We start from the raw sequence: 20,431 nt of genomic DNA on the forward strand, positions 1-20,431 counted from the left end.
GTTCCGTGACCCGCCGTTCCACCCCCCAACCCCCCCTCCAAGCCGTTCTGTTCGACATGGACGGCACGCTCGTGGACACCGAGCGGCTGTGGTGGGAGGCGGTGGAACAGGTGGCGGACGGGCTCGGGCGAAGACTGACGGGGGCCGACCAGCCGGAGGTGCTCGGGCACCCGGTCGAGTACACCGCGGCCTGGCTGGGCGGGATCACGGGGGCCCCGGTGGAGGCGGTCGCGGACGAACTGCACAGGGAGTTCGCCGACCGCGTCCGCACCGGCATCGTGCCCCGCCCCGGCGCGCTCGCTCTGCTCGACTCCCTGGCCCGTGAGGGCGTACCCACCGCCCTGGTGACGGCGTCGCCGCGCGCGGTCGCCGACACCGTCCTCGCAGCCCTCGGCGCCGGACGCTTCGCCGTCTCCGTCACCGCCGACGACACCGAGCACACGAAGCCCGCACCCGATCCCTACCTCGCCGCCTGCCGCGCCCTCGGCGTGGACCCCGCCGCGTGCGTCGCCGTCGAGGACACCCAGACGGGCGTCAGCTCCGCCGAGGCCGCGGGCTGCGCCGTCCTCGCCGTCCCCTCGCTCGCGCCGATCGGCCCCGCCCTCGGACGTACCGTCCTCAGCAGCCTGGAGGAGGTGACCCCGGCGCGGCTGCGGGCCATGGTCGCCCCCACCGAGCTGCGGGTGATGACCTGGAACCTCTGGTACGGCGGCACGAAGGTCGACGACCACCGGGAGAAGCAGCTCAAGATCATCGCGGAGACGGGCGTCGACGTGGTCGCCCTCCAGGAGACGTACGGCACCGCCGCGGAGGAACTCGCCGACGCGCTGGGCTGGCACCACCACCGGGCCGGCGACAACCTCGGCATCATCAGCCGGTACCCGATCACCGCCCGTCTCGGCGACCCGGACGTCGGCTTCTACGGAGGCACCGGGGCGCGGATCCTTCTCGACGGCGGGCAGGAGGTGGCCGTCTGGAGCGCCCACCTCGACTACACGCCGTACGGGCCGTACGAGGCACGCTTCGACGGGCTTCCGGCAGCCGGGCTGATCGCCCACGAGGGTGTGCGGCTTGCCCAGATGCGGGAGATTCTCCGGGGGATCGCGGACTCTTCGGATGCCGGTGCGCCTGTTCTGCTGCTGGGGGATTTCAACGCTCCTTCGCATCTGGACTGGCCCGATGTCGAGTGGCCTGTGACGAAGGCTGCGGAGGAGGCGGGGCTGCGTGATTCGTATCGCGAGGTTCATCCGGACCCTGTCCGTGCCCCCGGTTACACGTGGTCGCCGGTTCATGTCGAGCATGAGGACGGGAGCGGGCGGCCTGAGCCGCAGGACCGGATCGACTACGTGCTGTACCGAGGCCTGCGCGTACTCGACTCGCGGACCCTTGTCTGCGGCTCGCCGCGGGCGTGGCCTGATGTTGCGGGGAACGCGTGGCCTTCTGACCACGCTGCGGTGATCACGACGTTCGGGGTGGGATAGGGGTTTTTCGCCCCCTCCGCCCCTGCCCATTCCCGTCACTTGGAGGCTCCGCCCCCAAACCCCCGCTCCTCAAACGCCGGACGGGCTGAAATTCTTCAGCCCGTCCGGCGTTTGAGGACGAGCGCGTTCAGCGCGACAGCGGGGGCCTGGGGGCGGCAGCCCCCAGAAACGGGACGGGAAGGGGCGGAGGGGGCGAAAACCCCTACCCCACCCCCCCGCGCAACGAATCGCCGCCACCCCCACCCCCCACGCAACGATTCGTCCGCGCACGCGCAACGGCTCCGCCTTGTCCCCCGAGCGCCCGCGCCCGTACCGTCTATGAGGCCCCCCAAACCCCTCCGTACCGGCAAGGAACACGCATGCGCACAGCCCTGCTCCAGAGCTCCGGCCGTCCCGGGTCGGTCGTTGGGAACCTGAAGGTCCTCGACGAAGCCGCAGGGCGTGCCGCGGCGGCGGGCGCCGGGCTGCTCGTGGCGCCGGAGATGTTCCTGACCGGGTACGCGATCGGCGACGACATCGCGCGCCTCGCCGAGGCCGCGGACGGCGACTCGGCGGACGCGATCGCCGATATCGCCGAGCGCCACGGCGTGGCTGTCGCGTACGGCTACCCCGAGCGCTCAGGGGAGGCGGTCTTCAACTCGGCGCAGTTGATCTCCGCGGAGGGCGCCCGCCTCGCGAACTACCGCAAGACCCACCTCTTCGGCTGCTTCGAGCAGGAGCACTTCACGCCGGGGGAGCAGCCGGTGGTGCAGGCCGAGCTCGACGGGCTGCGGGTCGGGATCATGATCTGCTACGACGTGGAGTTCCCGGAGAACGTCCGGGCGCACGCCCTCGCCGGCACCGACCTCTTGCTCGTGCCGACCGCGCAGATGCACCCGTTCCAGTTCGTCGCCGAGTCGGTCGTCCCGGTGCGCGCCTTCGAGAACCAGATGTACGTCGCGTACGTCAACCGCACAGGCCAGGAGGGGGAGTTCGACTTCGTCGGGCTCTCGACGCTGGCCGGGCCGGACGGGGTTGCCCGGGCCCGTGCGGGGCGAGCCGAGCAGCTGGTCCTCGCCGACGCCGACCCTGTCTTCCTCGCGGCCTCGCGCGAGGCGAACCCGTATCTGAAGGACCGCCGCCCCGGCCTCTACGGGTCCCTCGTCTGACGTCCGCCACTCGCCTTCCCCCTCAAGCTTTCCCGCAAGGAGTCCGTACCCCATGACGTCCACCGTGCCCAACGCCGTCGAGCACGCCGACGTGCAGCAGTCGCCGATCACCATGTTCGGCCCGGACTTCCCGTACGCGTACGACGACTTCCTCGCGCACCCAGCGGGCCTCGGCCAGATACCCGCGACCGAGCACGGCACGGAGGTCGCGGTCATCGGCGGCGGACTGTCCGGCATCGTGGCCGCCTATGAGCTGATGAAGATGGGGCTCAAGCCCGTCGTCTACGAGGCGGACCAGATCGGCGGACGGCTGCGGACGGTGGGCTTCGACGGGTGCGATCCCTCGCTCACCGCCGAGATGGGCGCGATGCGCTTCCCGCCCTCCTCCACCGCCCTCCAGCACTACATCGACCTGGTGGGCCTGGAGACCCGGCCGTTCCCCAACCCCCTCGCCGAGTGCACGCCTTCGACCGTCGTCGACCTCAAGGGCGAGTCGCACTACGCCGAGACGGTGGACGACCTTCCGCAGGTCTACCGTGACGTCGCCACCGCCTGGAACGCCTGCCTCGAAGAGGGCGCCGACTTCTCCGACATGAACCGGGCCATGCGCGAGCGCGATGTCCCGCGCATCCGCGAGATCTGGTCCCAGCTCGTCGAGAAGCTCGACAACCAGACCTTCTACGGCTTCCTCTGCGACTCGGAGGCCTTCAAGTCCTTCCGGCACCGCGAGATCTTCGGCCAGGTCGGCTTCGGGACGGGCGGCTGGGACACCGACTTCCCGAACTCGATCCTCGAAATCCTGCGCGTCGTCTACACCGAGGCCGACGACCACCACCGGGGCATTGTGGGCGGCTCCCAGCAGCTCCCGCGGCGGTTGTGGGAGCGCGAGCCGGAGAAGATCGTGCACTGGGCGTACGGGACTTCGCTGGCCTCGCTGCACGGCGGCGCCCCGCGCCCGGCCGTGACCCGGCTGAACCGCACGTCCGGCAACCGGATCACCGTGACGGACGCGAACGGTGACATCCGCACCTACCCGGCGGCGGTCTTCACCGCCCAGTCCTGGCTGCTGCTCTCGAAGATCGCCTGCGACGACTCGCTCTTCCCGATCGACCACTGGACGGCGATGGAGCGCACTCACTACATGGAGAGCTCGAAGCTCTTCGTGCCGGTCGACCGGCCGTTCTGGCTGGACAAGGACGAGGACACCGGGCGTGACGTGATGTCCATGACGCTCACCGACCGTATGACGCGCGGGACCTACCTCCTCGACGAGGGGCCGGACAAGCCCGCCGTCATCTGTCTCTCGTACACCTGGTGCGACGACAGCCTGAAGTGGCTGCCGCTGTCCGCGAACGAGCGGATGGAGGTCATGCTGAAGTCGCTCGGCGAGATCTACCCGAAGGTCGACATCAGGAAGCACATCATCGGCAACCCGGTGACCGTGTCCTGGGAGAACGAGCCCTACTTCATGGGTGCGTTCAAGGCGAACCTGCCCGGCCACTACCGCTACCAGCGGCGCCTGTTCACGCACTTCATGCAGGACGCGCTGCCCGAGGACAAGCGGAGCATCTTCCTCGCCGGCGACGACATCTCCTGGACCGCGGGCTGGGCCGAAGGCGCCGTGCAGACCGCGCTGAACGCAGTCTGGGGCGTCATGCACCAGCTCGGCGGCGCGACCGACCCGACCAACCCCGGGCCCGGCGACGTCTACGACGAGATCGCGCCGGTGGAGCTTCCGGAGGACTGACGTCGCCGACCGAGTGATCAGTCCGGCAACGGCGTGAGCAGCATCCGTCCGGCGAACCCCACCGCCGTGTCGAGGCGGCCGGCCAACTCCTCGGCGAGATCCGGGAGTTCGCGCAGCGCCCACAGCGCCCGGGCGGCCGACCAGGTGGCCTCGCGGGCCCGGTCCAGGCTCCACGCGCCGAGCAGATGAGTCAGCGGATCGGCGATCTGGAGGAGATCCGGACCCGGCATCAGCTCTTCGCGGATGCGCTCCTCCAGCGCGACGAGGAGATCGCCCACACGGTCGAACTCGTCCTCCAGCTCGGCCGGTTCGCAGCCGAGCGTACGACAGGCGTCCACGACCGCGAGCGCCAGATCGTGTCCGATGTGCGCATTGATGCCCGCGAGCGCGAACTGCAGCGGACGTACACCGGGATGCCGCCGGAACTGCAGCAAGGGCCGCCAGCAGGCGGGCGGATCCCCCTCCTCGGCCACCCGCAGATAGCGCTCCGCGAACCGCACGTCCAGCGTGATCGCGGCCGCCGGGTCCGCGAACTCCCCCGCGTCCAGGCGCCGGTCGACCTCCTCGGTGACGGCGAGGTAGACGCGGTTGAACACCGCGATCCCGTCCCGCTCGGGGAGGACCGCGTCCAGGGCGCGCATCCGGGAGACGACTGTGTCCACGGTGTGCACGGGATGGGTGAAGTGCTCCAACAACGCCATGGGGGCAGCGTCCCAGTCCTAGGCTGACCGGAGTGCCGCCGGGCCGGACGCTTCCCCAGAACGGGGGAACACGTCCGTGGCGGGAGTGGGGGGAGCAGTACGTGTCAGGCTCACGTGCCCAGCGGGCGGCCACGCGCAAGGCCGAGCGCAGGCGAGCCGCGCGGCGCGGTGCCATGGTCGCGGCGGCCTCGGTCGTGGTCGCGGTCGGCAGCGTCACGGGGATGGTGTCCGCGATCGGCGACGGGCGTCCGTCCGACGACGCCAAACCCCTGGTGACCCGTGCGCCCAGCCTCCTGCCGCTGCCCGCCGTACCGACCCCGTCCGTGTCGCCGACCAGGACCTCGGCGGCACCGTCCCCGTCGAAGTCGTCCCCCGCACCGAAGCCGAGTCCCAAAGCCTCCGCCGACAAGGAGAAACCCGCGACCGTGGCCGCCTCCGCCGGGCTCTACCGCCACCCCGAATCCCAGGTCCTCGACTGGGTCGCGGCCCATCCCGGCGACTCCCGGCGCCAGGTCATCGAGTCCCGGATAGCCGACCGCCCGGCCGCGGTCTGGTTCGCCGACTTCACGCCGTCGAACATCACCGCGCGGGTCAGGGCGGTCACCTCGGGCGGCGCCGCGCAGGGCCGGGTCCCGGTCGTCGTGGCATACACGATCCCCGGGCGCGACTGCGGCGGAGCCTCGGAGGGCGGGGCACCCGATCTCGACGCGTACGACGGCTGGATCGACAAGTTCGCGGCGGGGCTCGGCTCCCGCGAGGTCATCGTCATCCTGGAACCGGACTCGGTCGCCCAGGCCGACTGCCTGTCCGCGGGCCAACGCGCCGACCGCTTCGCCTCGTTGGCCCGTGCCGGCCGCGTCCTCAAGGCCGCCAATCCCCGGGCCCGCGTCTACTACGACGCCGGCCACTCCGCCTGGAAACCGGCCGCCGCCCAAGCCGCCCTCCTCAAGCAGGCGGGCGCCGCCTCGGCCGCCTCCTCCGACGGCATCTTCACGAACGTGTCCAATTTCCACCGTACGAGCGCGGAGATCACGTACGCCCGGGAGGTGCTGTCCGCTCTCGGCGGCCCCGCGAGCCTGGGCGCCGTCATCGACACCAGCCGGAACGGCAACGGTGCCCCGGCCGACGGTGAGTGGTGCGATCCGGCGGGCCGCAGGATCGGACAAGCGCCGACCCTGAACACCGGAGAGGCGCGGATCGACGCCTATCTGTGGGTGAAGCTGCCGGGCGAGTCGGACGGCTGCAAGGGCGCACCCGGGACCTTCTCGCCCGGCTACGCCTACGACTTGGCGACCTGAGAGTCCTTGCCGGAGTCCTTGTCCGAGTCGTTGTCGTACGACGAGGTGCCCTCGTCGAGCAGCGGCTCCTGTGACTTGAGGTGAGCGGGAGCCAGCGCCCGCAGCGCGTGGTAGCCGATGATCACGACGAGCGTGCCGAGTGCGATCCCGCTCAGCGAGAAGGTGTCCGTGAAGGTGATGGTCACATTGCCGACGCCGATGATGATGCCCGCCGCGGCCGGCACCAGGTTCAGCGGATTGCGCAGGTCCACCCGGGCGTTGAGCCAGATCTGGGCGCCGAGCAGGCCGATCATGCCGTACAGGATGACGGTGATGCCGCCGAGGACGCCGCCCGGGATCGCCGCCACGATCGCGCCGAACTTGGGGCAGAGGCCGAAGAGGAGGGCGAAGCCCGCGGCTGCCCAGTAGGCGGCCGTCGAGTAGACGCGGGTCGCGGCCATCACACCGATGTTCTCGGAGTACGTGGTGTTGGGCGGGCCGCCGACCGCGGTGGAGAGCATCGACGCGACGCCGTCCGCGGAGATCGCGGTGCCCAGCTTGTCGTCCAGCGGGTCGCCGGTCATCTCGCCGACCGCCTTGACGTGGCCCGCGTTCTCGGCGACCAGCGCGATGACGACGGGCAGCGCCACGAGGATCGCCGACCACTGGAAGGACGGGCCGTGGAAGGTGGGCAGCCCGATCCAGTCGGCCTTGCCGACGGCGGAGAGGTCGAGCCGCCAATGGTCGGTGAGCCTGCCGCTCGCGTCCACCGAGTGGATGCGGCCGAAGATCCGGTCCAGGGCCCAGGAGAACCCGTACCCGAAGACGAGACCCAGGAAGATCGCGATCCGTGACCAGAAACCACGCAGGCAGACGACGGCCAGAGCGGTGAACGCCATCACAAGGAGTGCCGTCCACTGATCCTGGGGCCAGTACGTGGACGCGGTCACCGGCGCGAGGTTGAAGCCGATCAGCATGACGACCGCGCCGGTCACGATCGGCGGCATCGCCGCATGGATGATCCGGGCGCCGAAGCGCTGCACGGCAACGCCCACCAGGAACAGCGCGACGCCCACCACGAACACCGCGCCGGTGACCGTCGCGCTGGTGCCGCCCTGCGCGCGGATCACCGCGGCGACGCCCACGAACGAGAGCGAACAGCCGAGGTAACTGGGCACGCGCCCGCGGGTCGCCAGCAGGAAGATGACCGTCGCGACGCCGGACATCATGATCGCGAGGTTCGGGTCCAGGCCCATCAGGACGGGTGCGACGAAGGACGCCCCGAACATGGCGACCACGTGCTGGGCGCCTAGCCCGAACGTGCGCGGCCAGGAGAGTCGTTCGTCGGGGCGGACGACCGCTCCGGGGGCAGGCGTACGCCCGTCGCCGTGCAGTTTCCAGCGCACACCGAGGTCCATGGTGAGGCTTCACTTTCTCTGTACGTGAATCTGTCCGGACCATTGTCACGGTCGGCCAGCAGCCCTACGCTCGCACGGTCCCACTCATGAACTGCGTTCACATTTATGATCGGAGTGACTGATGAGTGCAAGCCCTCGACTGGGCGTGCTCCTCGCGGCCGTGGTCACCTTGGCGGCCGTCGTCGCCCCCTCCGCGGCGGCTCATGCCGCGCCGAAGGTGCCGAAGACCGCGGTCCTCGACGGGGCGCGACTGCAGCAGACCAAGGTCCGCCTGGACCGTGGCGACTCCCAACTCCGGCGCACCCTCAAGAACTTGACGGCCCGCGCCGACAACTGGCTGGACCAGGGCCCCTGGACGGTCGTCGACAAGCCGAGACCCGCCCCCAGCGGTGACGTCCACGACTACCTCAGCCAGGCCCCCTACTGGTGGCCCTCCCAGCCCAAGACCGCTGAGAACCCCTGGGGTTGCCCCTACGTCCAGCGTGACGGCCAGCGCAACCCCGAGGTCGACACCGGCACGGACCGCCAGGACGTCGAGAAGGTCTTCGACTCCACGTACGACCTCGCGCTGGCCTGGTACTACACCGGCAAGAAGCAGTACGCCGAGAAGGCCGCCTCCGTCCTGCGCACCTGGTTCCTCGCCCCCGGCACCCGGATGAACCCCAATCTGAACCACGGGCAGTTCATCCCCTGCAAGTACGACGGCCGGGCCATCGGCATCATCGACTTCTCGCAGTCCTACACAAGCGTCCTGGACGCCATCGCGATCCTGGACACGGGCGCCCCCGGCTGGTCGAAGACCGACCGCTCCGAAATGCTCGCCTGGAACACCGACTTCCGCGACTGGCTGGCCGACAGTGCCTTCGGCAAGGAGGAGGGCGCCGCCAAGAACAACCACGGCACCTTCTACGACATGCTGCTCGCCGGCCTGGCGTACGCGACCGGCGACAGGGATCTCGCGCGGAAGACCGTCCTGGACGCGCGGGCCAAGCGGATCGACCCGCAGATCGCCGCCGACGGCAGCCAGCCCCAGGAGCTGGCCCGCACCCGCAGTTGGCACTACTCGACCTTCGACCTGGTCGCCTACACGCGGCTCGCGGCGATAGGCCGGCACGTCGGCGTGAACCTGTGGTCGTACCAGGGGCCGGACGGCCAGAGCCTGTTCAAGGCGGTCGACTATCTGCTGCCCGCCGCGACGGGAGCTGCGCCCTGGGCCTACCCGGAGCTGGAGTTCTACCGCTTCGCGGCGAGCGACATCGTGCACGCGGCGGCCGACGCCGGTGACAAGGCCGCGCGCGCCGCGGTGCCGAAGCTCGAAACGCCGCCCGGCGGGGACCTGTGGGCGCTGCGGCCCGCCGCCGAGCAGCTGGACTCGATCACGGGCTGAGCCGGCGCCGTCCACGGCCCCCGAGCAGGGGTTCCTGAGCGGTTGCTTAGGATGGGGTGACCCCACCGCCCCGTACGGCACCCTCAGGAGCCCCGCCCGTGACCGCCGAAGCCCCGACAGCCCCCGCGCTCGCCTACGGGCGGCTCATCCCCGTCACCGTCCACTTCGACGATCTCGACGCGCTCGGACTGCTGCACAACGCCCGCTACCCGCTGATGGCCGAGCGGGCCTGGACAGCCCTCTGGAACGACCACGGATTCCGCGGCTTCGAGGGCGACTGGGAGGCGGCGGGCGACTTCTGCAACGCGGTCAAGGAGCTGCGGATCAGCTATGACGCCCCGGTGAAGCGGCCGGGCGCGTACGCCGTCCACCTCTGGCTGGAGCGGCTCGGGAACACCGGACTGACGTACGGCTTCCGCTTCTGCTCGGCCGATGGAGCGGTGACGTACGCGCACGGCATACGGGTCCTCGTCAGGCTGGACGCCGGGACGCTGCGCCCGACGTCCTGGAGCGAGCCGTTCAGAGCCGTGGGCCGGGAACTGCTGCGGCCGACGGCGGAGTGACCTTCGGGCGGTCCCGGTCGCCGGCGCGCAGCACACCCGCGAAGGCGACGACTCCGCACGCCAGCACCGTCACGAGGCCGAACGACACCATCAGGCTTGTCGCCTGCGCCAGCGTGCCGATCGCGCTCGGCGCGACCAGACCCGAGGTGTACGTGATGGTGGCGACGCCCGCGATGGCCTGACTGGGGTTGGGGCCGCTGCGACCCGCTGCCGCGAAGCACAGCGGGACCACGGCCGCGATGCCGAGCCCGAGCAGCGCGAAACCGGTCATGGCGACCGCGGGATGGTCCGCGACGACGATGAGCAGCCCGCCCAGTACGGCCAGGACGCCGCTCACGCGCACGGTGCGTACGGCGCCGAAGCGGTTCACCACCGTGTCGCCCACCAGCCGCGCCACCGCCATGGTCAGCATGAAGCCGGTCGTCGACGCCGCCGCGAGACCGGCCGAACTGCCCAGCTCGTCCTGGAGATACACCGCCGACCAGTCGAGGCTCGCGCCCTCCGCGAACACCGCGCAGAACCCCACCGCGCCGATCAGCAGCGCCGAGCGTGGCGGCAGCGCGAACCGCGGCGGCGGCTCCTCGTCCTCGGTGGCCTGCAGATCGAGCACCCAACGACAGGCGACCAGTCCGAGGACGGTCAGGGTCGCGGCCGCCAGGGAGTGGTGGAGGCGCGCGTCCGTGCCCAGGTGCGCGGCGACCGTGCCCGCCGCCGAGCCGGTCAGGGCGCCCGCGCTCCACATGCCGTGCAGGCTGGACATGATCGACTTGTTGAGCCCGCGCTCGACCTCCACGCCCAGTGCGTTCATGGCGACGTCGGCCATGCCGGCCGTGGCGCCGAAGGTGAACATCGCCAGGCAGAGGCTGAGCAGGTTCGGCGCCTGCGACGGGAGCAGCAGGGCGAGCGTCCACAGCGCCAGCAGGCCGCGCAGGGCCGTGCGCGAACCGAAACGGTGGCTGATCCGGCCGGCCAGCGGCATCGAGACGGACGCGCCCAGGGCCGTGAAGGCGAGCGCGAACCCCAACTGGCCGGTGCTGAGCCCCGCGTGGTCCTGGATCCACGGCACGCGGGTCGCGAAGGACCCGGTGACCGCGCCGTGCACCGCGAACACGGCGGCCACGGCGTATCGCGCGCGCTTCAACTCGCGCATGTCGTAGACCACTTCACTCATGGTGCCGCTGCCCCTCCCGGACGTCCTCCCCGTACTGTTGTCGTAAACTATCAGGAACCCTGCCTGATAAATAGAGAATTTGCGGCCGGGGAACCGGACGAGGACTCCGCGCCCTCGCTGATCTGGAAGGATCCCGGCATGCCCGCATCTCCGAGCACCGCCCGGGCCATCAACGACCGGCTCGCCCTGCAGCTCATGCAGCAGGAAGGCCCTTTGACGGCAGGGCAGTTGAAGCAGCTCACCGGACTGTCCCGGCCCACCGTCGCCGATCTCGTCGAGCGCCTCACCGTCGCCGGGCTGATCGCTGTGGTGGGGGAGTCGGGGTCGCAGCGGCGCGGCCCGAACGCGCGGTTGTACGGGATCGTCGCCGACCGTGCGCACCTGGCCGCCCTCGACGTCCGCACCGAGGGCGTCTCCGTCGTCGTCTCCGACCTCCTCGGCACCGAACTCGCGCGGGCGTCGGTGCCCATCACGGACGACGCGGGTACCGGGCCCGCCGTGGAGCAGGCGGTCGCGCTGGTGGAGCGCACCGCCAAGGAGGCGGGGGCCGAGCGGCTGCACAGCGTCGGCATCGGCGCCCCCGGCCTCATCGACCCTGTAACCGGCGAGCTCCGCGACTCCACCGGCCTGCCGGAGTGGCACCGCCGGCTCGTCGCCGCCCTCCAGGAACGCCTCCCCGCCGCTCGCGTCCTCGTCGAGAACGAGACCAACCTCGCCGCTCTCGCCGAACAGCGCGACGGCGCCGCCCGCGACCGTGACACCTTCGTCCTGCTGTGGCTCGGCCACGGCACCGGCGCGGCCGTCGTCCTCGACGGCTCCCTGCGCCGCGGCGCCTCCGGCGGTACCGGCGAGATCGGCTTCCTGCCGGTGCCGGGGACCGTGAAGCTGCCGTCGGCGACGGACTGCGAGGGCGGCTTCCACTCCCTCGCCGGGGCGGTGGCGATCGCGGGGCTCGCGGCGGAGTACGGCGTCGCGGCGGAAGGGGTACCGCATGAGCCGTATGCGGCGGCGCTGGTGAGGGGGGCGGTGGGAACGGTCGTGGATGCGCGGGAGCGGACGCGCGTGGGCACGCGGGTGGACGCGGCGGTTGCCGGAAGCCCTGCCTCCCGTTTCCTCGACGCCCTCGCCGACAGGCTGGCCATCGGCGCCGCCTCCGTCGTCGCCGTGCTGGACCCCGGTTGCGTCGTCCTGGGCGGCGAGATCGGGCAGGCGGGCGGGGGCGTACTCGCTTCGCTCGTCGAGGAGCGGCTGGCGAGGATGTCGCCGTTGCCCGTGGAGGTGCGGGCGAGTGCGCTGGGCGGGAGTGCGGTGCTGCGCGGGGCGCTGCTGACCGCGCGCGAGGGCGCTCAGGACGAATTGTTCGCGCCGCCGGGTCGGTAGGTTTTTCCGCGCCTTGGCCGTGGGTCCCCGGCGGGGCCCGGCGTCACGTCGTCGGCCCCGACCTGATCGGGCGGCCCGGACGGGCCGGATTGAAAGGCCCGGCGGCGGGGCAAGGGCCTCCGTCACCGCCGCCGGGCCGCTCGGGGGGCGGATGCGACACGTCGTGAACGCTCAGCCGGTATCGCCGAGCCATGATCGCGACCCTAGGAGGACTAGACCAGTGAGGTCAATAGGTATGTACCAGCCTCGGCCCCGCGAGGTGTCCCGGAGGGCCAAGTAAGCGCGGTACCGGTCGAGTTGACCGGTGTTGTCTCCTCTTGTGTCCCCTTGGAAGTCCATTCACACTGCCTGTGAGTCAGCCCACAGTTGTTCGCCCGTATGGGCATCGATCAGACGTGGCACACTGGCCATGTACCAGAAGCAGCGCACTCCGGGGTCGGTGAAAGTCCGAACCGGCGGTTACAGTCCGCGACCCGGTCGCTTCCAGCGGCCGGTTGACCAGGTGAAATTCCTGGACCGACGGTTAAAGTCCGGATGGGAGGCAGTGCGCGGCGGGCGGGCATTCGTGCGCGCTGCCGTTTGTTTCGACCTGTCCTGACGGGACGAGTCTCATTCGGCATCGTTCCCGGTGTCGCAGTCCGTTTCATTCTGTCGTCATCGACAGGCCCCGGAGTCCGTGCCCTATGAGGCAGGAGGACCCGGGAAGTGTTCACCGGAATCGTCGAAGAGCTGGGTGAGATCACCGCCGTCGAGAACCTCGGCGACGCCTCACGCTTCCGACTTCGTGGCCCTGTAGTCACCGAAGGTGCGCAGCACGGCGACTCCATTGCCGTCAACGGCGTCTGTCTCACGGTCGTCGAACACGAGGGCGACGAGTTCACCGCCGACGTCATGGCGGAGACCCTGGACCGCTCCAGCCTCGGCGCCCTGGCCGTCGGCTCCCGCGTCAACCTTGAGCGCCCCACCGCGGTGGGCGCCCGCCTCGGCGGGCACATCGTGCAGGGCCATGTCGACGGCACGGGCGCGGTCATCGCCCGCACGCCGTCCGAGAACTGGGAGATCGTGAGGGTCTCGCTCCCCGCGGACCTCTCCCGCTATGTGGTCGAGAAGGGCTCCATCACCGTCGACGGCATCAGCCTGACCGTCGTCGAGGCCGGCTCCGACTACTTCACCGTCAGCCTCATCCCCACCACCCTCGCGCTGACCACGCTCGGCCTCAAGCAGCCCGGCGACCCGGTCAACCTCGAGGTCGACATCATCGCCAAGTACGTGGAGCGCCTCCTCGGCAGCAAGGAGGCCACGCGGTGAACTGGCTCAACTCCGAGGCATTCACGCTCTTCGGCCAGCACATCAAGTGGTCGGACATGATCGGCAACACGATCGGTCTGATCGCCCTCGCGCTCGGCTGGCGCCGCTCCATATGGACCTGGCCGGTGCAGTTCCTGTCCGGCGTCATCCTCCTCGCGGCCTTCGCCTCGGCGCACCTGTCCGGCAGCGCCGGCAAGCAGGTCGTCGTCATGGTCGTCGCCGTGTGGGGCTGGTGGCAGTGGAACCGCGGCAAGGGGCAGGCTCAGGACGGCTCCATCGCCGTACGGTTCGCCACCTGGCGCGAGCGCGGTGCGCTGCTCGGTGCCGCCGCCGTGGGCACCCTCGCGGTCGGCCTCCTGTTCAAGGCGTATCCCACCCTCTCCTGGGACCCGTGGCCGGACGCCTACATCTTCGTCGGCACCATCGTCGCCATGTACGCCCAGGCGCGCGGCATGGTCGAGTTCTGGTTCGCCTGGCTGCTGGTCGACCTGGTGGGCGTCCCGCTCAACTTCGCCAACGGATTCGCCTTCTCAGGTTTCGTCTACGTCCTCTACGGCGCGCTCGTCCTGTGGGGCATGCGCGACTGGTGGCTGCGCTCCCGCAAGGCCGGGCAGCCCGTCCTGGAAGGAGCCCCGGCATGACATCAGCGCCGGTTTGGTACAGCAGGGACAATATCGAGGACTTCGCCCTCGACCCCGTCGAGAAGGCGATCGCCGACATCGCGGCCGGCCGCCCGGTCGTGGTCGTCGACGACGAGGACCGGGAGAACGAGGGCGACCTCGTCATCGCCGCCGAGAAGGCGACCCCCGAGATCGTCGCCTTCATGATGAGCGAGTGCCGCGGCCTGATCTGCGCCCCCATGGAGGGCGACGAACTCGACCGGCTCCGGCTCCCGCAGATGGTCGACGACAACACCGAGTCGATGAAAACGGCGTTCACCGTGTCCGTCGACGCGTCCGCCGCTCACGGGGTGACCACCGGCATCTCGGCATCCGACCGCGCCACCACCCTCCAGCTCCTCGCGGACGGCACTGCCCAGGCGGACGACTTCGTCCGCCCCGGCCATGTCTTCCCGCTGCGTGCCAGGCCCGGCGGAGTCCTGGTCCGCAACGGCCACACCGAGGCCGCTGTCGACCTGGCCCGCCTCGCCGGCCTGCGCCCGGCCGGCGCGATCGTCGAGATCGCGGGGGAGGACGGCCGGATGCTCCGCCTCCCCGAACTGATCCCCTTCGCCCGCAAGCACGGCCTGACGATCATCTCCATCGAGGACCTGATCGCCTACCGCCGCGCCGCCGAGCCCACCGTCCGACGCGAGGCCAAGACCCAACTTCCCACCGCCTTCGGTGAGTTCACGGCGTATGGCTACCGCTCCACCCTCGACGGAGTCGAGCACGTCGCTCTCGTCCACGGCGAGATCGGCGACGGCGAGGACGTCCTCGTCCGCGTCCACTCCGAGTGCCTCACCGGCGACGTCTTCCACTCGCTGCGCTGCGACTGCGGCCCCCAGCTCCAGACCTCCATGGAGCGCATCCAGGCCGAGGGCCGGGGCATCGTCGTCTACCTGCGCGGCCACGAGGGGCGCGGCATCGGCCTCCTGTCCAAGCTGCGCGCGTACGAGCTCCAGGAGCGCGGCCGGGACACCCTCGACGCCAACCTGGAACTGGGCCTGCCCGCCGACGCCCGGGACTACGGCGCGAGCGCCCAGATCCTGGACGATCTCGGGGTGACGAGCGTCCGTCTGATGACCAACAACCCCGACAAGACCGACGCGCTCGTCCGGCACGGCCTCAAGGTCACCGGCCGGGAGCCGATGCCCGTACAGGCGGGCGAGCACAACCTCCGCTACCTGCGAACCAAGCGGGACCGGATGGGCCATGACCTGCCCTGGCTGGACACCACCACCGTGTCGGCCTGCGGCAACCAGTAAGACCACAAGAACAGCACTGAGGAGAGACGTGAGCGGCAAGGGTGCACCTGAACTGTCCGTACGCAACTGCGGCGACCTGCGCGTCGCGGTGATCGCGGCACAGTGGCACGAGAAGGTGATGGACGGCCTCGTCGACGGCGCACTGCGCGCCCTGCACGAGCTGGGGATCGACGAGCCGACCCTCCTGCGGGTTCCCGGCAGCTTCGAGCTCCCGGTCGTCGCGAAGGTCCTCGCGGGCCGTGGATACGACGCCATCGTCGCGCTGGGCGTCGTCATCCGCGGCGGCACCCCCCACTTCGAGTACGTGTGCCAGGGCGTCACCCAGGGCCTCACCCAGGTCTCCATCGACACCGGCGTCCCCATCGGCTTCGGTGTGCTGACCTGCGACACCGAGGAGCAGGCCCTCGACCGCGCGGGCATCGAGGGCTCCAAGGAGGACAAGGGACACGAGGCGGTGACGGCGGCGGTGGCGACGGCGGCCACCCTCCGCTCAGTATCTGAACCGTGGCGCTAGAGAAACTATTACGTGCAATAGGGTGGGCGGCACCATGTCCAATAAGACGTTCGAGGAGCTCTTCACCGAGCTCCAGCACAAGGCCGCCACCGGCGATCCCGCCACTTCGCGCACCGCCGAGCTGGTCGGCAAGGGTGTCCATGCCATCGGCAAGAAGGTCGTCGAAGAGGCCGCCGAAGTATGGATGGCCGCCGAGTACGAGGGCAAGGAAGCCGCCGCCGAGGAGATCTCGCAGCTGCTCTACCACGTCCAGGTGATGATGGTCGCGCGCGGGATCTCCCTCGACGACGTGTACGCCCACCTCTGAGCCGTAGCCCCGCACCCCGCACGTACGAACCAACTAGCAAAGGAAGCCGACCTCATGCTGCGCATCGCCGTCCCCAACAAGGGTTCCCTCTCAGGACCTGCGGCGGAGATGCTGCATGAGGCCGGCTACCAGCAGCGCCGGGAGTCCAAGGAACTGCGGATCGTCGACCCGGAGAACGAGGTCGAGTTCTTCTACCTCCGCCCCCGCGACATCGCGATCTACGTCTCCTCCGGCCGCCTCGACATCGGCGTCACCGGACGGGACCTGCTCATCGACTCGGGCGCAAGCGCCGAGGAGATCCTCCCGCTCGGCTTCGCCCGCTCCACCTTCCGCTTCGCCACCAAGCCCGGCACGGCGAACTCCATCGGGGACCTCGCGGGCAAGACCGTCGCGACCTCGTACGAGGGCATCGTCGCCAAGCACCTCGCCGACCACGGCATCGACGCCTCCGTCGTCCACCTCGACGGCGCCGTCGAGACCGCGATCGAGCTGGGCGTCGCCGAGGTCATCGCGGATGTCGTGGAGACCGGCACCTCGCTGCGCAACGCGGGCCTCGAAGTGTTCGGCGACCCGATCATGAAGTCCGAGGCCATCGTGATCCGCCGCGTCGGAGCCGACGCCTCCGCGGACGCCGAGCCCAAGGTCCAGCAGTTCCTGCGCCGCCTCCAGGGCGTCCTGGTGGCACGGACGTACGTGATGATGGACTACGACTGCCGCGCCGAGCACCTGGAGAAGGCCGTCGCGCTCACTCCCGGCCTGGAGTCGCCGACCATCTCGCCGCTGCACAACGAGGGCTGGGTCGCCGTCCGCGCGATGGTCCCGTCCAAGGAAGCCCAGCGGATCATGGACGATCTGTACGAGCTCGGCGCGCGGGCCATCCTGACCACGGCCATCCACGCCTGCCGGCTCTGAGGGACCTCAAGACCATGTCCGAACTTCCCGCTCTGCCCGTCACTTTCCGGCCCTCACGAACCCGCGTTGTCCTGGTCGGCACCGGTGTGGCGATCGTTGTGGTCCTGACCACAGTCGTGATGCTTCTGGAGCAGCTCGGCCCGGGAGAAAAACTCAGCTTCATTTTCACCGGCGCTCTGATCTTCGGGGTGCTGCTGATGCTGGCCCGGCCCAAGGTCGTCGCCGACGAGGGCGGCGTCACCGTCGTCAACATCGCCAGCAGCAGGCGCCTGGCCTGGGCGGAGATCCTCCAGGTCAACCTGCGCCCGGGTGACCCGTGGGTGTTCCTCAACCTCAGTGACGGCACCAGTCTGCCCGCGCTCGGCATCCAGCCGGGCATCGCCAAACAGCGCGCGATCGAGGACGCTCGCGCCCTCAGAGCCCTCGCCGAAGCCCGCTCCACGGGCCACCCCGAGGAACATCAGGGCTGACTCTCAGCCTTCCACCCTGCCGCACGGGCCCATGTCTTGATTAATCTGTTGGCGGAGGCGTTTTCATCGCGCCTCCGCCGCTGATGTACCAGCCGGTACTCAGAGGCCCCCAGCTACCCGAGGAGTGACTCCCTCCAGCGATGGACGGATCGTCCTGTAGTACCTGCGCCGCCCCCTTCCGACATATCGAGGCGGCGGCATGATCATCCCTCTGCTGCTCCTTGGGGCGGCATTCCTGCTCATTCTCGCCAACGGATTCTTCGTCGCGGCGGAGTTCGGCCTTGTCACGGTCGAGAAGCCCGACGCCGAGAAGGCGGCCGCCGAAGGCGACCGACGGGCTGCGACAGTCGTCAACTCGCTCAAGGAGCTGTCCTTCCAGCTCTCCGGCACCCAGCTCGGCATCACCATCACCTCACTCGTCGTCGGCATGCTCGCCGAACCGGCTCTCGCCGAGCTGCTGCACGGACCGTTCGCCGCGACCGGCCTGCCCGAAGGCGCCGTAGCCGGCGTCGCCGTGGTGGTCGGCATGCTGCTGGCCGCGGCCGTGCAGATGGTCATCGGCGAACTCGTGCCCAAGAACTGGGCCGTGTCCAAGCCCCTTCAGGTCGCCCGCTTCGTCGCGGGCCCGCAGCACATCTTCGCCCGCACGTTCCGCCCGGTGATTGCCGCGCTCAACGCGGTGGCCAACCGTCTCGTACGAGCCCTGGGCGTCGAGCCCGCCGAGGAGCTGGCCTCTGCCCGCACCCCCGGCGAACTCGTCTCCCTCGCCCGGCACTCCGCGCGGGCCGGCGCCCTGGAGCAGGACACCGCGGATCTCTTCGTACGCACCATGTCGCTGGCCGACCTGACCGCGCAGCACGTCATGACGCCGCGCGTGAAGGTCAGCGCCCTGCAGTCCTCGGCGACCGCCGAGGACGTCGTCAACCTCACCCGGGCCACCGGCCTGTCCCGCTTCCCCGTCTACCGGGAGCGGATCGACGAGATCGTCGGCATGGTCCACCTCAAGGACGCCCTCGCGGTGCCCTCGCGCGACCGGCTGCGGACCCCCGTCGGCCGGATCGCCCAGGCCCCGCTGCTCGTCCCCGAGACACTGCCGGTGCGCCCGCTCCTGGAGCAGCTCCGCAGCGAGCAGCCGATCGCCGTGGTCGTCGACGAGTACGGCGGCACGGCGGGCGTCGTCACCCTGGAGGACATCGTCGAGGAACTCGTCGGCGAGGTCCGCGACGAGCACGACGGACAGGACCTGCCCGAACTCGCGGCGGCGCCGCCCGAGGACGGCAAGCCCGCCTGGGAGGCCGACGGCAGCTGCCGCGTCGACGTCCTGCAACGCATAGGCCTCGACGTGCCCGAGGGCCCGTACGAGACCGTGGCGGGCCTCGTCGCCGATCTGCTCGGCCGTATCCCGGCCGCCGGTGACAGGGCCGAACTGCCGGGCTGGCGGCTGCTGGTGCGCCAGGTCGGGCACTACCGCGCCGAACGCGTCCGCCTGGTGCGGACCGCGCCTGTCGCGGAGGCCGTCCGATGAGCGTGCTCCAACTCCTCTTCGCCGCCCTGCTGGTGCTCGCCAACGGCTTCTTCGTCGGCGCCGAGTTCGCGCTCGTCTCCGTACGGCGCAGCCAGATCGAACCGCTGGGGACCGCGCGGGCGCGACAGGTGCTGTACGGCCTGGAGCGGCTGCCCCAGATGATGGCCGCGGCCCAGTTCGGCATCACCGTCTGCTCGTTGACGCTCGGCGCGGTCGCCGAGCCGACCGTCGCTCAGCTCCTCGAACCGCTCTTCGAGGCGGTCCACATGCCGCACGGCGTGATCCACCCCCTCGGCTACGTCATCGCGCTCGCCTCCGTCGTCTTCTTCCACCTCGTCATCGGCGAGATGGTGCCGAAGAACCTGGCGATGGCCGCGCCCGAGAGGACGGCGCTGTGGCTCAGCCCGGGACTGGTCGCGTTCGCGCGGCTGTGCCGGCCGGTCACCGTCGGCCTTGGAGCCTGCGCGCGGGTGATCCTCAAGCTGTTCCGCGTGGAGCCCAGGGACGAGGTCGAGGCGGTCTTCACCAGTGAGCAGCTCAACCGTCTCGTCGAGGACTCCGGCCAGGCGGGTCTGCTGGACCCCGAGGAGCAGGAGCGCCTGGAAGACGCCCTGGAGCTGGGCTCCCGCCCGGTCACGGACGTCCTCCTCGACTCCGGCTCCCTGGTGACCGTGGGCCCCTCGGTCACCCCGGGCCAGGTCGTCGCGCTCACCGCCCGCACCGGGTACTCCCGTTTCCCGGTGGTCGCGGAGAACGGCGCCTTCATGGGCTACCTGCATGTGAAGGACGTACTCGACCTGGAGGAGTCGGACCGGGCGGTGCCCCAGCAGAACTGGCACCACATGACGACCCTGCGGGCCGAACTCCCCCTGGACGACGCCCTCACCGTGATGCGCCGCGCCGCGACGCACCTCGCGCAGGTCGCCGACGCGTCCGGCAAGGTCCTCGGCCTTGTCGCGCTGGAGGACGTCCTGGAGCTGTTGGTCGGCGAAGTGCGGGACCCGGCACACCGGGAGGTCCCGGCGCCGCCGGTACGCGTTTCGGAACCCCGGGCGAGCGGGACCCCGGAGGAGGCCCAGGCACTGGCGAGCTGAGCACCGGGTTTTCTCGCCCCCGCCGCCCCTGCCCTTCCCGCTCTGGGGGCTCCGCCCCCAGACCGCGCAGTTCCCCGCGCCCCTGCAGGGGCGCGGGGAAC

At 70.4% G+C, this 20,431-nt stretch carries 19 protein-coding genes and 1 riboswitch; of the genes, 16 read left to right on the forward strand and 3 right to left on the reverse strand.

All coding sequences use genetic code 11. From position 1 onward, the window contains the following. The first annotated feature begins 5 nt into the window (after nucleotides 1-5). The 3 genes from ACFVKT_RS38420 to ACFVKT_RS38430 all read left to right on the forward strand — a co-directional run bounded on the left by ACFVKT_RS38420 (nucleotide 6) and on the right by ACFVKT_RS38430 (nucleotide 4,376). The gene (locus tag ACFVKT_RS38420; protein WP_385741018.1) at nucleotides 6-1,481 is read left to right on the forward strand and encodes an HAD-IA family hydrolase; all 1,476 of its coding nucleotides are present in this window, start codon (nucleotides 6-8) and stop codon (nucleotides 1,479-1,481) included. A 359-nt stretch (nucleotides 1,482-1,840) separates the two neighbouring features. After that, nucleotides 1,841-2,629, forward strand: coding sequence for a carbon-nitrogen hydrolase family protein (locus tag ACFVKT_RS38425; RefSeq protein WP_385741021.1), 789 nt, complete (start codon nucleotides 1,841-1,843; stop codon nucleotides 2,627-2,629). Between the two features lie 52 nt (nucleotides 2,630-2,681). Then, nucleotides 2,682-4,376, forward strand: a complete 1,695-nt coding sequence (locus ACFVKT_RS38430) for a flavin monoamine oxidase family protein (RefSeq protein ID WP_385741024.1) — start codon at nucleotides 2,682-2,684, stop codon at nucleotides 4,374-4,376. Between the two features lie 17 nt (nucleotides 4,377-4,393). Here ACFVKT_RS38430 and ACFVKT_RS38435 read toward each other — a convergent pair whose 3' ends face one another. Next, complete coding sequence (locus ACFVKT_RS38435) at nucleotides 4,394-5,077, reverse strand: DUF5995 family protein (RefSeq protein WP_385741027.1); 684 nt, start codon at nucleotides 5,075-5,077, stop codon at nucleotides 4,394-4,396. 173 nt (nucleotides 5,078-5,250) lie between these two features. Here ACFVKT_RS38435 and ACFVKT_RS38440 point away from each other — a divergent pair, with 173 nt between their 5' ends. Beyond that, a complete protein-coding gene (locus tag ACFVKT_RS38440; protein WP_385741076.1) occupies nucleotides 5,251-6,375 on the forward strand; it encodes a glycoside hydrolase family 6 protein in 1,125 nt (374 codons plus the stop codon). Here ACFVKT_RS38440 and ACFVKT_RS38445 read toward each other — a convergent pair. After that, nucleotides 6,357-7,772, reverse strand: coding sequence for a uracil-xanthine permease family protein (locus ACFVKT_RS38445; RefSeq protein WP_385741030.1), 1,416 nt, complete (start codon nucleotides 7,770-7,772; stop codon nucleotides 6,357-6,359). The two genes, ACFVKT_RS38440 and ACFVKT_RS38445, sit on opposite strands and share 19 nt — an antisense overlap. Before the next feature lie 121 nt (nucleotides 7,773-7,893). On the opposite strand from ACFVKT_RS38445, the gene ACFVKT_RS38450 reads away from it, so the two are divergent. Together ACFVKT_RS38450 and ACFVKT_RS38455 are read left to right on the forward strand one after the other, a co-directional pair. Further along, nucleotides 7,894-9,159, forward strand: a complete 1,266-nt coding sequence (locus tag ACFVKT_RS38450) for an alginate lyase family protein (RefSeq protein WP_385741033.1) — start codon at nucleotides 7,894-7,896, stop codon at nucleotides 9,157-9,159. A gap of 98 nt (nucleotides 9,160-9,257) precedes the next feature. Then, nucleotides 9,258-9,722: an acyl-CoA thioesterase gene (locus ACFVKT_RS38455; protein ID WP_385741036.1), complete on the forward strand. Its 465-nt coding sequence runs from the start codon at nucleotides 9,258-9,260 to the stop codon at nucleotides 9,720-9,722. Here the strand turns inward: ACFVKT_RS38455 and ACFVKT_RS38460 are convergent. Further along, nucleotides 9,679-10,893 (reverse strand): MFS transporter, encoded by a 1,215-nt coding sequence (locus tag ACFVKT_RS38460; RefSeq protein WP_385741039.1) that lies wholly within the window; start codon nucleotides 10,891-10,893, stop codon nucleotides 9,679-9,681. The genes ACFVKT_RS38455 and ACFVKT_RS38460 overlap by 44 nt on opposite strands. Before the next feature lie 138 nt (nucleotides 10,894-11,031). Between ACFVKT_RS38460 and ACFVKT_RS38465 the strand changes: the two genes are divergently transcribed. The 10 genes from ACFVKT_RS38465 (at nucleotide 11,032) to ACFVKT_RS38510 (ending at nucleotide 20,330) form a co-directional block, all read left to right on the forward strand. Next, on the forward strand, nucleotides 11,032-12,273 hold the full coding sequence (locus ACFVKT_RS38465; protein WP_385741042.1) for an ROK family transcriptional regulator: 1,242 nt from the start codon (nucleotides 11,032-11,034) through the stop codon (nucleotides 12,271-12,273). Nucleotides 12,274-12,694: 421 nt separating this feature from the next. Next, a riboswitch (FMN riboswitch) is annotated at nucleotides 12,695-12,825 on the forward strand. 153 nt (nucleotides 12,826-12,978) lie between these two features. After that, the gene (locus ACFVKT_RS38470; RefSeq protein ID WP_385741045.1) at nucleotides 12,979-13,581 is read left to right on the forward strand and encodes a riboflavin synthase; all 603 of its coding nucleotides are present in this window, start codon (nucleotides 12,979-12,981) and stop codon (nucleotides 13,579-13,581) included. Continuing rightward, nucleotides 13,578-14,222 (forward strand): nicotinamide riboside transporter PnuC, encoded by a 645-nt coding sequence (locus tag ACFVKT_RS38475; protein WP_385741047.1) that lies wholly within the window; start codon nucleotides 13,578-13,580, stop codon nucleotides 14,220-14,222. Before ACFVKT_RS38470 ends, ACFVKT_RS38475 begins: the two co-directional genes overlap by 4 nt. Continuing rightward, nucleotides 14,219-15,508 (forward strand): bifunctional 3,4-dihydroxy-2-butanone-4-phosphate synthase/GTP cyclohydrolase II, encoded by a 1,290-nt coding sequence (locus ACFVKT_RS38480; protein ID WP_385741050.1) that lies wholly within the window; start codon nucleotides 14,219-14,221, stop codon nucleotides 15,506-15,508. The genes ACFVKT_RS38475 and ACFVKT_RS38480 overlap by 4 nt, the downstream gene beginning before the upstream one ends. 28 nt (nucleotides 15,509-15,536) lie before the next feature. Next, entirely contained in the window at nucleotides 15,537-16,022 is a 486-nt protein-coding gene (gene ribH / locus ACFVKT_RS38485; RefSeq protein WP_385741053.1) for a 6,7-dimethyl-8-ribityllumazine synthase, read from the forward strand. Nucleotides 16,023-16,056: 34 nt separating this feature from the next. After that, nucleotides 16,057-16,329: a phosphoribosyl-ATP diphosphatase gene (locus ACFVKT_RS38490; protein WP_006378313.1), complete on the forward strand. Its 273-nt coding sequence runs from the start codon at nucleotides 16,057-16,059 to the stop codon at nucleotides 16,327-16,329. 54 nt (nucleotides 16,330-16,383) lie between these two features. Next, on the forward strand, nucleotides 16,384-17,241 hold the full coding sequence (gene hisG / locus ACFVKT_RS38495; RefSeq protein WP_385741058.1) for an ATP phosphoribosyltransferase: 858 nt from the start codon (nucleotides 16,384-16,386) through the stop codon (nucleotides 17,239-17,241). A gap of 14 nt (nucleotides 17,242-17,255) precedes the next feature. Continuing rightward, nucleotides 17,256-17,711 carry a PH domain-containing protein gene (locus tag ACFVKT_RS38500; protein WP_385741061.1) on the forward strand — a complete coding sequence of 152 codons (456 nt, stop codon included), beginning with the start codon at nucleotides 17,256-17,258 and terminating at the stop codon, nucleotides 17,709-17,711. Between the two features lie 199 nt (nucleotides 17,712-17,910). Next, nucleotides 17,911-19,236, forward strand: coding sequence for a hemolysin family protein (locus tag ACFVKT_RS38505; RefSeq protein WP_385741064.1), 1,326 nt, complete (start codon nucleotides 17,911-17,913; stop codon nucleotides 19,234-19,236). After that, nucleotides 19,233-20,330, forward strand: a complete 1,098-nt coding sequence (locus ACFVKT_RS38510; protein WP_385741067.1) for a hemolysin family protein — start codon at nucleotides 19,233-19,235, stop codon at nucleotides 20,328-20,330. The genes ACFVKT_RS38505 and ACFVKT_RS38510 overlap by 4 nt, the downstream gene beginning before the upstream one ends. The last annotated feature ends 101 nt before the right edge of the window (nucleotides 20,331-20,431 follow it).

This window comes from Streptomyces sp. NPDC127595 (assembly GCF_042671685.1).
GTDB lineage: Bacteria > Actinomycetota > Actinomycetes > Streptomycetales > Streptomycetaceae > Streptomyces.